Origin of the sequence: Psychrosphaera sp. B3R10, from assembly GCF_018861025.1 — a bacterium.
GTDB lineage: Bacteria > Pseudomonadota > Gammaproteobacteria > Enterobacterales > Alteromonadaceae > Psychrosphaera > Psychrosphaera algicola.
In genome coordinates, this window is record NZ_JAHKQH010000004.1 from 1 (window position 1) to 15,172 (window position 15,172).

The window sequence follows — 15,172 nt, forward strand, 5'->3', positions numbered from 1 at the left end:
CTGTTACAACTACCGTACCGGATACTGTGACGCTTGACCCACTTTCGACTGGCGTAGTCACTGTTATAGTTGATTGACTGCCCACTGCGGCGGCATCATCAATGAATACCACACCGCTAGCGTTAACCGTTGCCACACTCGTACTTGAACTTGTCCAAGTTGAAGCCCAACTCAAATTCCCGAGTACCTCTGTACTGGTATCGCTAAACGTACCTAAAGTAGCTAACGTTAAGTCTGCGCCCTTCGGAATCGTTGGGGCAGCAGTTGTAATGGCAACGCTTGAAATAATTGGATTATCAACAGTCAGGGTTATGGTATCAGTAATATAAGTGGACGAATCGGGCAATTCTAAGGCCTTCAATTCAATAACAACCGTATCGCCGACAGTCGCATCAGGTTTTATCGTCACTAAACCACCATTGTCTACCGTTGCAATACTCGTATCGCCACTACTCCAAACCTGAGTTGTTAACAACGTTGTACTGGTATCCGACAATACTCCTGCCACTGAAACTTGTTGTGTGGTACCAACCGGAACCGACGTCTCGCTTGCTGACAGGGTTAATGTTTCTAATATTGGCTGCCCAACTGTTACAACTACCGTACCGGATACTGTGACGCTTGACCCACTTTCGACTGGCGTAGTCACTGTTATAGTTGATTGACTGCCCACTGCGGCGGCATCATCAATGGAAACCACACCGCTAGCGTTAACCGTTGCCACACTCGTACTTGAACTTGTCCAAGTTGAAGCCCAACTCAAATCCCCGAGTACCTCTGTACTGGTATCGCTAAATGTACCTAAAGTATCTAGCTCTAGCTCCCCACCTTTTGGAATGGTGGGCGCTACATTTGTAATCGCTACACTCGACAAAATTGGATCGCCGACGGTTAACGTTGCCGTGCCAATAACAAATGTACTTGAACTTGATGATTCTAATGCTTTTAACTGGATGTCGACCGTATCGCCAACTGTCGCATCTGATTTAATTGAAACCAAACCGCCAGTATCGACCGTCGCAATAGTTTCATCAGAGCTACTCCAAACTTGAGTCGTTAGCAGCGTCGAACTTTCATCAGACAATACAGCGGCAACGTTTATTTGCCTTGTCGTCCCAACAGGTACTTCGGTAGCAGTTCCAAAGCTAGGTGTAGCAGGAGTTAAAGTTAAACTTTGCAATATTGCCTGACCTGCAGTCACGGTTATTGACTTAGAAACGATTGTTGTTGAGCCGTCTACCACTGGCGCAGATACTGTGATTGTCGACTGACTTCCCACAGCGGCCGATTTACTCATACTAACGACACCACTACTGTCGACAGTTGCTACAGTAGTACTTGAACTCGACCAAGTTAACGTCAATGGCGTTGGAAACCCACTGCTCGTATCAGTCAAAGTCCCTTCTGCAACTAAATCAAGTGTTGTGCCTTTAGGAATTGTTGGGGCGACGTTTGTAATCGCGATACTTGACAAAATTGCCTTATCAACCGTTAAAGTCAACGTATTGGTTATGTAGTTCGAAGAACCTGGTAAATCTAGTGCTTTCAACTCGATAACAACATTGTCATTTTCCGTTGCGTCGGATTTGATTGAAACCAAACCGCCACTGTCTACCGTTGCAATTGTCTCGTCAGAGCTACTCCAAATTTGGTTTGTAGCTAACGTGGTACCACCATCCGATAACAAGGCTGCAACATTTATTTGCTGACTTGTGCCTATAGGTACATCAGTTGAGTCTGCCGACATTGTAAAGCTTTGCAGTGAAGCCTGACCCGCAGTGACGATAACTGAGCCAGAAACTAAATCGGTTGAACCGGTTTCTACTGGGGCAGTTACGGTTATCGTTGCTTGACTGCCTAATACAGCGGCCGCATTTATAGTTACTGTGCCATTACCATCAACCGTCGCTATATCTGTATTTGAGCTCGACCAAGTTAATGTGGTTGGCAAATCGTTACTATTATCCGTTAACGTACCAGCCTTATCTAAAGTTAATTCCGCTCCTCTAGGAATAGTCGGTGCATCTGTTGTGATCGCAATACTTGATAAAATTGGAGTATCTACAGTGATAGTTATTGTATTGCTGATGTATGTGCCAGACCCCGGTAAATCGAGTGCATTGAGTTCGATGACAACAGAGTCTCCGTCTGATGCATTTTGACTAATAGTAACTAAACCAGTTGTGCTAACCGTCGCAATATTCTCATCAGCACTACTCCACACCTGTGAAGTTGACAATGTCGTACTGCCATCCGACAACAATGCTGCTACTGATATTTGCTGTGATGTACCCACTGGTACTTCCGTTTCCGTTGCAGACAATGTGAGACTTTGCAACCTCGCTTGCCCCGCTGTTACCGTTACTGTATCCGAAACCAACTGGCTTGAATCAGTTTCCACTGGTGCGGTTACAGTAATCGTTGCCTGACTACCAACACTCGCTGCAGCATCTATAGTTACTGTGCCATTACCATCAACTGTCGCTACATCTGTATTTGAGCTCGACCAAGTTAATGTGGTTGGCAAATCGTTACTATTATCCGTTAACGTACCGGCCTTATCTAAAGTTAATTCCGCTCCTCTAGGAATAGTCGGTGCATCTGTTGTGATCGCAATACTTGATAAAATTGGAGTATCTACAGTGATAGTTATTGTATTACTGATGTATGTGCCAGACCCCGGTAAATCGAGTGCATTGAGTTCGATGACAACAGAGTCTCCGTCTGATGCATTTTGACTAATAGTAACTAAACCAGTTGTGCTAACCGTCGCAATATTCTCATCAGCACTACTCCACACCTGTGAAGTTGATAGTGTCGTACTGCCATCCGACAACAATGCAGCAATATCAATTTGTTGCGATGTACCTACCGGCACATCCGTCTCTGTCGCTGATAAGGTTATACTTTGCAATTTCGCTTGGCCTGACGTCACTGTCACTGTATCTGACACAAGCAGGCTTGAATCAGTTTCCACTGGTGCGGTTACAGTTATTGTTGCCTGACTACCAACACTCGCAGCGGCTAAAATCGTCACTTCACCTGTAGCATCTACTGTCGCTACGTCAGTATTTGAGCTCGACCACGTTAAAGTCGTTGGTAAGCCATTGTTATTGTCTGTCAACGTTCCCAATGCGGTAATATCTAACGAAGTACCTCTCGAAATGGTTGGGGGGGCTGTGGTAATTTCAATGCTCGAAAGTATTGGATCTCCGACCGTCAGCGTCAAAGTATCTGTAATGTAAGTTGTTGAACCAGAAAGCTCTAGCGCCTTAAGTTCGATTACAACAGTATCACCCACTGTCGCACTTGATTTAATCGAAACTAAACCGGTACTACTAACCGTCGCAATATTTTCATCAGCACTACTCCACACCTGTGAAGTTGACAAAGTAGTACTGCCATCCGACAACAATGCTGCTACTGATATTTGCTGTGATGTCCCCACTGGTACATCCATTTCCGTTGCAGACAATGTGAGACTTTGCAACCTCGCTTGCCCAGCAGTTACCGTTAACGTATCACGCACGGTAACACTTGAACCAGCTGTAACCGCGGCAGAAACCGTAATTGCGGCTTGACTACCAACTGATGCCGAAGCCTTTATCGTTACCACACCATTTGTATCAACTGTCGCTACATCAGTATTTGAGCTAGACCAAGTTAATGGTGTTGGTAAACCATTGTTGTTATTTGTTAAGGTTCCAACAGCCGTAATAGACAGCGTGGTGCCTCGCGAAATTGTCGGCGGCGAAGTGGTAATCTCAATACCAGATAATATAGGGTCGCCAACCGTCAATGTTATATTGCCAGAAATATAGGTTGATGAACCTGCTTGTGCAAGCGCTCTAAGCTCAATATCAACGGTGTCACCAGCTGTCGCACTTGGTTTGAATGTGACTAAACCGCTACTATTAACGGTTGCGGTATCCGTGTCAGAGCTACTCCAAATTTGAGACGTTAAAATGCCATTGGTTCCGTTCGACAAAGAACCAACTGCCACAACTTGCTGAGTCGTGCCCACTGGAACTGTTGTATTTGTCGCCGACAAGGAAATAGTTTCTAGTGCCGCATTAATTACCGTAATCGTCATCGACGAACTTGTATAAACGCCAGAACCGGGGTTTATTTCAGCCTTAGCCGTTATCAATGCCTGACTACCAACGGTTGTTGCATTTAAAACACTTACAACACCGTTACTATCTACCGTCGCCGTATCAGTATTCGAACTCGACCAAATAACCCCAGATGGCGAATCACTTGTACCGTCACTTAAAAGACCAGTAATGGTTAACTGTAAACTTAGTCCTAGCCCCAATTCTGAATCAGGTTGAACGATATCGATAGTATCTAATAATGGCGCCGCAATAGTTAATTCATATTGATCAACAATATATGTACTTGAAGTTGCTTCTTTTTTAGCTCGCGCAGTAATGGTAACCGTTGAACCGATGGCAGCAGTGTTCGTTGTTGACACTACGCCTACTGAACTCACAGTTGCAACACTCGTATTTGAACTTGACCACTCTAGGGTGGTTGGAATACCGAGGCCATTATCTGACAACATGCCAGAAACCGATAATGAAATATCTGTCCCTCTAGGAACACTCGACGAACTAGACGAAATCGTTAATGTATCAAGAACCGGAGGTAGAACTGTTACTAATATGGAATCTGTAACCAGAACACTAGAATTAGTGGTTTTTGGTGCTGATACTGTTATACGAGCTGTGCTACCTAATGTCGCACCGTTCGGTATTTCAAGGGTCCCCGTATTGCTGATCACAGCGATATCAGCGTTACTCGTCGACCAAGATAATATAGGCGCAGAGCTGCTGTCAGACATGACACTTGCCGGCACCATTGTTATTGCGGTTCCTCTTGCAACACCTATGTCACCATTTGTTATCGACAAGTTTTCCACTAATGGCGCACTCACCGATAATACGGTCGAGTTACTAATAATATTTGACGAGCCGATAAATGATGGTGCTGAAACTGATATGGTTGCTACGTCACCGATTTGTGCTGAATCTGGAACAGTAACCACCCCAGTTGCAGCGTCAATCGACATAACCGCTGGGTTTGAACTTGTCCAAGTCAAAGGCGTTGGTAACCCTAATGTGTCATCCGTTAATAACCCAACCGTAGTCAAGGTACTTGAAGTCCCACGAGCGACCGAGCCACCTATTGAGTTGATCGCCAATGAAGCTAGTACTGGGTTTCCGACGGTTATCACTGACGTTGCTGTAACATCGACGCTAGAACTGAATGACTCTTTCGCTTTGGCGCTAATTGTTGCAAAGCTACCAATATTCGCCGTGCTTAAAACTAATACCGCGCCGCCATTATCAACCGTCGCAACTGACGTATCAGAAGATTGCCATGTCACTGTTGTCGGTAAATCAGTGGTGCCATCAGTCATAGTGCCCGTTGGCACCATTTTTATCACTGAGCCACGTGCAATCTCACTATCTGGATAATTTAAGCTAAGGGTATCGAGTACTGCATCTCCAATTGTGAAATCGAGGACATTACTGCTTAACAATTCACTTTCAGCATTAGTGATACTCGCGGCAATCTTTACTTCACCTAAATCAAATGTTGAAATCGTACCGTCGCTTGCCGGGTCAGCCAAACTGCTGTTTGAGGTTGTCCAAGCAACGTGTTCCGTTAGATCTAAAGTCGAATTATCTGAATAAGTTCCTGTAGCACTTAGCTGTGCTGTTCTCCCATCGGGTACCGAAGTTTGATCAACTTCTATAGAAATTGCATTTAATAATGGTGAGGTTACCGAGACATCAATATCACCACTTATAGGATTGTTGTCGTCAAGTGTCCAATCTACAGATACCGACAATAGGCCAGCGCTTGCCGTTTTCACTTGGGCAACCGACGTATTCTCATCACTCTCAATTAAAACGCCACCAGCACCAGACACATGCCAATTTAAACCTTCAGTGAAAACTATGGATTTACCGTTTTCTGCTTTACCAATCGCTGTAAACTCTTCTGTTTGACCGGCATAGACGGTTTCTCGCACATTGGTAATGTTAATTTCAGTCAGGGCACTAACGGTGATAAATGTTTGTTTACTTATTTCAACACCGTCGAAATTATTTATCCGAGCACTTATCGGCCCAAAACCATTTTTGTTCGCAACAAAACGACCACCTAGTTCCGTTCCAGAAGTCATGCTACCAATTAATAAAGCAACATCATCACCCGGTCGACCAACTTGCCATGTAACTTCTTCGGTTAAGTCTGTACTACTGCCGTCAGAATAAAACCCCATCGCGGTAAATTGCAGTGGCAAATTGATGATAGTGGTTGGGGATAATGGTGATAATTCAAGATATTCTAATAACGGACCACCAACGACAATTGGATAGTCGACATAAATTGTTTTTGATTCGCCAAGTTCATCAATCACAAGTTCAGCAGTGATGACTGTTTCACCTTCTTCAATAGGCGTTAAAATACCAACTACATCAACCGTCGCAACTGATGGATTTGAAGACGACCAACTTACTTCACCGTTAAGACCAGAGCGGCTTTCATTCGAGTAAATACCTGTCGCTATAAGCAGATCAGGGACTCCTTTTAAAAATAATGCTTCTGGTTGCGGACTAACCGTAAAGCGCTCAAACGTCGGTGTTATTTCAATTGAACGTAGAGTTGCTGCAGAGATGCTTACTCGTGTTGTGGTAGAAATTTCTTCTTGCCCCGGCGGCGTGTACTTAGCAAAAACTTCTATTTCACCGGCAAACTTCGCATATAAATCGCTAGCATTGGTTTGGTTAAAATCAGCAATCGCGGTATTCGAAGAAGACCAAGTCACGGTATCTGTTAGTTCTAAAAATCTATCATCCGATGTATAACCAGTAGCCTCAAATGTAATAGTATCGCCAGCAACCATTTTAGTATTAGTTGGAGCAACTTCAATTAGTTCGAGTATTGGCGCACCTACTATAATTTCAGCGCTAGAGAAAATCTGATCACCATATCGATTTGACGATGATACGGTCAATGTTACTATGTCATCTCCTTGCGTTAGCCCAGTAACTAACCCTTTTAAGTCACTATTGTTAATAATAGCAACCTCGTGCTCATCAGTATTTGGAATGCTCCAATTGGTCGTCACTTCTTTAGTTATTTCTTTTTCAGTCGTGTCGGCATATACGGCAAATGCTTTAAACTGGAACTGTGATCCTAAAGACACTATCCAAGGGGTATCACTGGTATTTGGCTCAATTCTTATAGACGTAAATACGGTTTCAATTCGATTCAACAAAATCGTTGCTGAGTGACCTTTTCCAGATATAACTTCTGTCGCTGAAATGGTTACCACTGACCCTTCTCCTGGCAATATTTCAACAAAGCCGGTGGTTGGGTTTACTTCCGCGACTTCAATATTACTACTTTGCCATTGCGCCGCACTAACATCTTCTATTTGTTTATAGCCACCATCGGAATAAATACCCCAAATATCAATTTGGACACTTTCACCACTTGGTACATTAACGCCATAACTTAATGCCGCCGGAACCAAGTTAATACTTTCTAAAACCGCAATGGTTACCGGGAAGTTAAGAGGTTGTGATATCACAATATTATCAGCGTTAGTGATCGACGCCGTTACGACAACGTCCGCTTCACTCGAGTTCGCAGCAAAGACTCTGCCTGCGCCGCTTCCAGCTTCAACAATACTTAACACATTACCATCGGACGTATCCCACGTTACCTTACTAGAAATATCCTGAGTAGACCCATCACTATAGTGACCAATCGCCTTGAAAACACCACTTTGACCTTTCGCCAATTGGCTAATTAGCTCATCTCCGATACCGTCTTTATTAGAATCGTAATAACTTTCGATCTCGATAGTTTCTAAGAGTGGAGGCGAAATTGAAAATGCAATATTTTGGTTTGTTTCAACATTGTTGTAGTTAACATCGATAAATGTCGCATTTAATGTGGCGTCACCTTGCAGTATAAGATCTAACGTATTAGCTAATGCAGAGTTAAACCCGATAAAACTTTCAAACTCAGGCGCAATCGACCAACTGACATAGTCACTTATATTACGTGCAACCCCATCAGAAAAATTACCAATTGCTTGAATAGATTGTGTATAACCTTGCCATAAGCCTTTTTCTTCGGGCAGTACTATACTGAATGAATCAAGTTTAGCAGGTACAACATTAACATTGATTTCATCAGAGACGATACCAGCATCACCTTCCACCGTGGCAGAAACGGTTAATGTACCAAGTGCGTTGGCTGTCGAATTAGCTTCGATGAAAAAACCATCTACCGCGACGATACTGACCAAGCTGTTATTTGACGATGTCCAAACGACATTGGTTTCATCACGTTGGGTGCCATCGGTGTATAATCCTACAACTCTGACCGGCGTGCGGACACCTTTAGGAATCGAAAGTAACTCATTTTGCCAAACATTCTCGTCTGTGGCTTCAATGGTTATCTGAGTCAATAGTGCCGAGGTTGTTGACACAGCAAACCCCGTACTTATAATATTTTCACCAATATCATTGACTAATGACGCTGTTATTAGAGTGTCCCCAACACTGCTAGCAATTAGTTCATTTGGGTTGGACGAATTGAAACTCGCAATGGTTTCACTAGATGAGTTCCAGGTAACTAACTCGGTAATATCCTCTCGAATATTATTTTGAAAATTCCCCATAGCCCGCCAAGTAGAGATTAAACCTAAAGCATAACGCTCTATTACTGGTTCAACGTCAATTGACAATAACAATGGTTTATTAACAACGAGTGGCAGTGTGCCTGTTATTTGAGTCTCGCTGCGATTCATCTTCACAACGGTTAGGTCGACAGTACCTACTTCAAAGGTGTCGACCTGAAACTTTTCACTTTCTTGGTCGTAACTCGCAGTGGCGATATCGGATTGCGATGATGAAAAGACTAACGTTTCATCTGTGGTGATATCAGCGACATCCAAATTTGAATATAAAGCTTCGACGACAAAAAATTCGGTTTTATCAATTGCGATTGTCAATGGTTCAGTTTTTAAGGTGTCATTAATGGGTTTTATTGTTAAACCATCCACGACTTTCTCTTCAACATTCAGTGAAAAACTCGCTGCCGTGATTGAACTCCCGTAACCGTTATCAATCGATGCGGTAATTGCCGTGGTACCAACTTGTGTTGTTTGGAAATTACCAAACTCATCAAATGTACCAATCGCTGGACTATTATGTTCCCACTGAACCAATGAGGACCTGTCAATTTTTGTATTGTCAGTAAATGTTGCTGTCGCTTGCATCACTATCTGACGACCTAAAGGCGTCGATGCTGTGCCCGTTATTTCCAAAGAAACAATAGCAGCTGGCGTAACTTCAATCGTTTTTGTTGCTAGTAACTGCTCACCAATGCCATTATTAATCTTAGCTGAAACAACAACCTGACCTTTAGATAGAGATGATATTTTGCCGGTCGCGTCAATTTGAGCCACCGATTCATCATCTACGGACCAACCAATACCTTCTAGTAACTGGCTTTGAGAATCGTCACTAAATGTACCAAATAACGTCAATTCTATGCCGTTACCCAGAATAATTTGCTCGTTATTGGCTTCAATATCGACTTGTTGTAATAACGGATCTATCGACTCTATGGTAATCGACGTTTTATTTTGACTATTTATTGCGTCAATTGTAAAAGTAACGGGCTTTAATATGGTGATTACATTTTCGTACCCTTGTTCAGACTCTAATGAAGCAACGCTTGGATCACTCAACGTCCAAGTATACTCGTCCGCTTGAAAGCTTTGATTATCGCTCGACAATGCCGCGCTAAAATCCTTTAGCCCCGTATCCTGATTGTAAATTGCAAGTGCGAATTTATCGCCTTTTCTAATGCTAGATTCGTCTCCTACTCTCACCTGTAAAGGCTCTAAGCGAATTTCATAATTTGAATTTAACGGTTCTTCTGTGACATCACAGGCCGCCAACAGCAAAACAAAACCGTATAGCAAGTAACGAGAACAATTGGTTAGTAATTTAAACAAATTCATCTTCATTCTTTTAATTTACACTCATCTTGCGACAGCATGACAAAGTCCCTTTAAATTGTTTTACTAATAAGTTTCAAACTTAATGTTGTATTCTATTTCTTTCGCGTTTTCAGGCATTTCCGATACCATCTGGCGATAAGCATCACCTATCTTATAAGACAAATAAACTGTGGTGTCTGGCCAATATCGAGTCACCGTAATAATCGTATCTTTTGCTTTCCAGCTATATTTAACTTCACCAAAATTTAGGTCACCTTTCGATTCAAAAGGTAATCCATATTTATCATTAATTAACTCTATAATTTGTAGCACATAGTTTGGCGCATTGTGGGATGGGAATCGATATTCTAATGATGCTACCTGGTCGGTTTGCAAGCTATAACCAACAAACAACCTATCTGTACTTTTTAGCAACTTAGACGACTCGTATATATCAAACCAATAATTATCTTGTTCTCTAAGTGGGTTAGCAAAATTACTCTTGAGCCTTTGCCTTAAGTTTTTTCGCGTTGTTGAAGCCAATGTCCCACCATACAACACCAGAGATGTTTTTAACGTCTCTAACATTTTTTGTAAAAATGGTAATCGTTGCTGTGAGGGTAAGTAACCTTGTTCAGCCGCTTTGGTGTGCCAAAATAACGCACGTTGAGTGTCCATAGGTGTCGCAATACCCTGCTCATACATCAAGCCTAGGTTATACTGAGCGTCAATAACACCTTGATTAGCAGAATTTGTATACCACTTAAAAGCTTCTTCATTATTCTGCTGAACACCAATGCCAACCCTGTAAAGGGATGCTAGGTTACTTTGTGCTGCCGCATGATTCTGTTCAGCCGCTAAGGTGTACCATTTTGCAGCTTGAGTAAAATTAAAAGTTTTTGAACGACTTTGCTTATAGAGCGCCATCAAGTCAGATGATAATGGCACTTTGTCTTGTTGATTTAATAGTCCATAACTAAATTGGGCTCCTGCATGACCCTTTTTCGCAGCTGATAGCAACCAACGGATGCCCTGATCAAGATTTTGTTCAATTTTGACACCTGATACATAAGCTCTGCCCAATTCAAATTGCGCATCTACGTAGTCTCTATTCGCAGCCAACTTTAACCAAAGTATGCCCTGATCATAGTTTTCTTCAACACCTAAGCCATTCATAAACATCAAGCCAATATAATATTCAGCTCGAGGATCTTCTTCTTTTGCTAATGGCAACCATTCAACAAGAGCTCTTCTATAATTTTTATCATTATAAGCAATGAGCCCCTGGTCGAAGTCGCCTTCAAATCCTAGGTCATACAAAGGAGCAAGAGATTTAAAGTCTGGCATCACTTTTGTGAATGAACCACCTTTCCCATCCGCTTTGCCAAATTTTGGCTGCTCTGAATCAGATTTTTTCTTGTCCGAGCCTAAATCCAATAGTGGCACGCTATTTAATGAACAACCATGAATAGCCAATATCGAAGCTAAAATTATACTTTTCTTTAACGACATAGTTTAATGACTTATTTTAGTTGAAATCTTTGCTGTTAATACCTAGCGACAACTTCCACTGGATATCCCGACTGACGTGATCGCATTGTTGTAAAAAAGACAAAAATGCAGCGCTATCACTCATTTCTTGTTCTTTAGCAACGGCAATCCCCTCACCTTTTATCCTACGAATTTCAGCTAAATGTTGAGTCAATAATCGATAATCTTTGGTGTCAGCTTGCTCTTGCTCCTGTGCATTCACATCTTCTAACAATGCTTGAATTCGTTGTAATCGAGCAGCTTGCTTGTCTTTTTCATACGTTTCATTAATGCCTATCCAACGTGAACGAACATTCCAAATAATGATAATGGCAAATAATAAAAACCACTTCATACTCCAAAGTAACAGTAGTGAGTCAAATAACGCCGTTTTGAAACTGCCATACGGATTAAAACGTCTTTTCGTTACATCATGTAGCAACAGTTGGTCAGATTTCCCCTCGCTCTCTTTTAACCATTTAGATAATAAAGGGAATTTTAATGTGAAATTTTTTGTCTCCATAACATCAATCAGCATGTTCACTATATCTGATGATAAATCGAGTCGACTCACCAGCCATACATTCTCTGAAACGGTTGGTAACCATTTGTCTGGCATTGGACCAAAAGATGAAGGATAAACCCCCATAGCAAAATTAGCATTTTGGTAAAGATTGTTACGTTCGACAAATCCCTCGGCCGCATCAATAGATATAAGGCTGAAATTACCGCTGCTCATTAACTTCTTCATATAGGTATCGTTAACACTGGTGCTAATGATTGCACCATCTAAGTTACGGCCTTCGAGTAAATCAAGGTGCGACACTTCAGTATTTAATAGCGAGGACTCTTCAATTTGATAATGTTCTAATAGTTTATAAGCGGCTTTTCTGTGATCACTTTTTAATCCGCCTAAAGAAATTCGCTTGCCTGACAAGCCATAAATGGAACGAATGCCGGAATCGACATGAACAACAATGTGCAACAAATGTTTTTCAATTGGTGCGATGACCGCTAAGTTTGTCATATCCGTAGCACTTGGAGAAATTAAAGCTACATCGGCTTTTCCTGACTGCAAAGCTCCTCGGTTGATACCTGAAGAACCACTCTCAACCAATTCCACTTTATAATCAGAACGTGTTTCAATTGCTTGTTTCAATTCTTTGCCAATTTGAAATAAATAGCTCGTCCTTTCACCAGACGCGACCCGAATCACGGTGCTGGAATTGCTTTTATAATACCCTACATAAATGACCCCAATTATAGCGACGATCATTAATGACCAGCTAATAAAAGGCCTAACGTTATATAAGTTCATAAACTATTCCCTTTGAGTTATGTAAGTACCTATTTAAGATACTGATTTTATTCTAAAACGATAATATTGCTTTAAGGCCACCATCATTTTAATAATTTGATTTACCAATATTATCTTTTTATAAACATTCTTATTCTAAATTAAGCCAAAATCATTACTTTAACTTGCGAAGGGCTTAACGTCGCACCAAAAGAGCCCGGCATCATGCCATTTTGACCTGACAAACCGAGCATTTTATTGGAAGGTAAACCACCAATAAAAGTTTTCACACTACCTAGCAATTGCCTTTGTGGCCCCATAACCATGCCAGATAACGGATTCATCATTAGTCCAGCGTTATCACCATTACTCATTGGAGTAATAGTTAACATATTATGATTTGGCATAGCCAAAGTTAATACTTTTACCTGCGATGGAATACCCATCGCTGTCACCGCAATATTAGGATAAGGCAACGGTGTTGGAATTGGCCCGACCGGTGAAGGTATGGGCGTTAAACACACGTCTGGAAAAGCCATATTCATTGCCGGCATCTGTGTTGTCGCGAAAACCATTCGATTGTTGTCCTTTATCCCATATGGATCCGTTCACCATCAATTTTCATATCTTTCTCGGCAGTAATGACTGCATGTTGCGAACGAATTGTGGTGGTAGATGACACATTTTGCACGTAATTTTTACTGTTTTTCTGTTCAACACCTTCAACGTTTGAAAAGCTATTTTTAACCGTTTTAATCAATTTATCAGCTACCGAGGTAATTAGCTCTGATAATGTTTGAATTGAAGTCCATTGTGCCTTTAAATTTTTTCCCGAAACTTGCATTTCAGTACTATATACTTGAGTGCTATTTGCCGTAATGTTTAAATCTTCTGACACAATGCTATGTTGTCTTGTCGCGGTAAGTTTTATATCTCGGTGGCTCGAAAATGTTAAATCGCCTTGTTTTGTTTCGACTTTCAGGCTTGCAGGAAAACTCAGTTTGGCATCTTGGTTATCTGGCCTTTCGATTACCGCAATAATATGGCTTTGCTTACCTTCAACGTTAATTAAAACTTTATCTCCGGTTTCGGGTTGAACAAAACAACTGAATGCGAGTTGAGCGCGATACGCCCCCCTATCTGATAAAACCATATATTCACGATTAAACCCCCCCTGTATGACAGCGTGTTCAGTAAACCCTATTTTAGCTTTTAAATCACTCGATAACGGTATATTCATAACATTCTCTTATTTTGCAGCCCATTGTTCCGCTTTTAATTTTGTTTCGTCAGTTTCTAAAGCTAACTTTCGGCTCGCACCTTTCCAATTGGTTTTCTGCTCTTGTATTTCATGCAAATTAGTACGATACAAACTAGTATTCGACATATCCGCCTCGTCGAGAATAGCATGGCTAAATTCAACATATGTTAAATCTGCTCCACTAAATACAGATCCTGTGCAATCTGCTTTTTCAAACAGTGCCTGCTCAGCTTTGATTTTAGTAAAGTTAACCTTAGTTAATATGGCTTCTTTTAGCAAAGCCTGTGGCATATTTGCATTTTCAAAATTAGCAAATGACAAGTCTGCTTCGACCAAGTTAGCCTGAGCCAATATCGCGCCGCTGAAATTGGCACTCGTCAATTTTGCTTGCATAAAACCGGCTTGCGATAAATCTTTATTGCTAAAGTTTGTATCTGATAAATCGCATTGCTGAAATTGTGGTTTAATAAATCCTACTTTTGTAAAATCAAAACCTGCGAAATTCGCTTTCATGAAAAACGGCAATTCCCATTGAACTTCATCTAAATTAATAGCTTCAACTAAGGGCTCAAGAAAATTAACACGAAACGCCGTTGAGCCTGCCCAACTCGTTTTTGAAAGATCAGCATTAATAAACGAACTTTGATTTATTTTGCAACCTAAAAATTTAGCGCCAGCTAAAACCGGGTTGACAAAATTCGTATTCTCCAAATTCGTATTGGAAAAATCACTCTCCGCTAATTTTGAGTCGACAAAATTAGCTAACCTTAAATCACAGCCCACCAGCGACATTCCATTTGCCTCTGCTTCTATAAAGTTGGCTAGTATGAGGTTTGCGCCATCAAGCTTTGCATTGCTAAAAGTACAGTTAATAAAGTTACACTCTTTTAACTTAGCTCCGGATAAATTTGCCCTTGAGAAGTTTACCGACTCAAAACTGCCGCCCCCTAAGTCCACGCCTTGATAATCACCATCGGACAAATCAACACCGTCAACAATAGGCTTGCCACCTTTTACTGCATCAATTAGTTCCTGTTTCAACACA

The 15,172-nt window shown here is 41.5% G+C and carries 6 protein-coding genes; all 6 read right to left on the reverse strand.

The genetic code is table 11. From position 1 onward, the window contains the following. Positions 1 to 10,060: Ig-like domain-containing protein (locus KO525_RS00670; RefSeq protein WP_215961869.1), on the reverse strand; the 10,060-nt coding region annotated here is incomplete at its 3' end. 63 nt (positions 10,061 to 10,123) lie between these two features. Next, complete coding sequence (locus KO525_RS00675; protein ID WP_215961870.1) at positions 10,124 to 11,551, reverse strand: tetratricopeptide repeat protein; 1,428 nt, start codon at positions 11,549 to 11,551, stop codon at positions 10,124 to 10,126. A gap of 16 nt (positions 11,552 to 11,567) precedes the next feature. Beyond that, positions 11,568 to 12,887, reverse strand: a complete 1,320-nt coding sequence (locus KO525_RS00680; protein ID WP_215961871.1) for a TAXI family TRAP transporter solute-binding subunit — start codon at positions 12,885 to 12,887, stop codon at positions 11,568 to 11,570. A 140-nt stretch (positions 12,888 to 13,027) separates the two neighbouring features. Continuing rightward, complete coding sequence (locus KO525_RS00685; RefSeq protein WP_215961872.1) at positions 13,028 to 13,441, reverse strand: DUF4150 domain-containing protein; 414 nt, start codon at positions 13,439 to 13,441, stop codon at positions 13,028 to 13,030. A gap of 14 nt (positions 13,442 to 13,455) precedes the next feature. Continuing rightward, on the reverse strand, positions 13,456 to 14,106 hold the full coding sequence (locus tag KO525_RS00690; RefSeq protein ID WP_215961873.1) for a DUF3540 domain-containing protein: 651 nt from the start codon (positions 14,104 to 14,106) through the stop codon (positions 13,456 to 13,458). Between the two features lie 9 nt (positions 14,107 to 14,115). Next, positions 14,116 to 15,171 carry a pentapeptide repeat-containing protein gene (locus KO525_RS00695; protein WP_215961874.1) on the reverse strand — a complete coding sequence of 352 codons (1,056 nt, stop codon included), beginning with the start codon at positions 15,169 to 15,171 and terminating at the stop codon, positions 14,116 to 14,118. Between the last annotated feature and the right edge of the window lies 1 nt (position 15,172).

Coding starts and splice junctions, on each gene's coding strand:
- KO525_RS00680 (WP_215961871.1), bottom strand. CDS start 12,887: ATGAACTTATATAACGTTAGGCCTTTTATTAGCTGGTCATTAATGATC.
- KO525_RS00690 (WP_215961873.1), bottom strand. CDS start 14,106: ATGAATATACCGTTATCGAGTGATTTAAAAGCTAAAATAGGGTTTACT.
- KO525_RS00675 (WP_215961870.1), bottom strand. CDS start 11,551: ATGTCGTTAAAGAAAAGTATAATTTTAGCTTCGATATTGGCTATTCAT.
- KO525_RS00685 (WP_215961872.1), bottom strand. CDS start 13,441: ATGGTTTTCGCGACAACACAGATGCCGGCAATGAATATGGCTTTTCCA.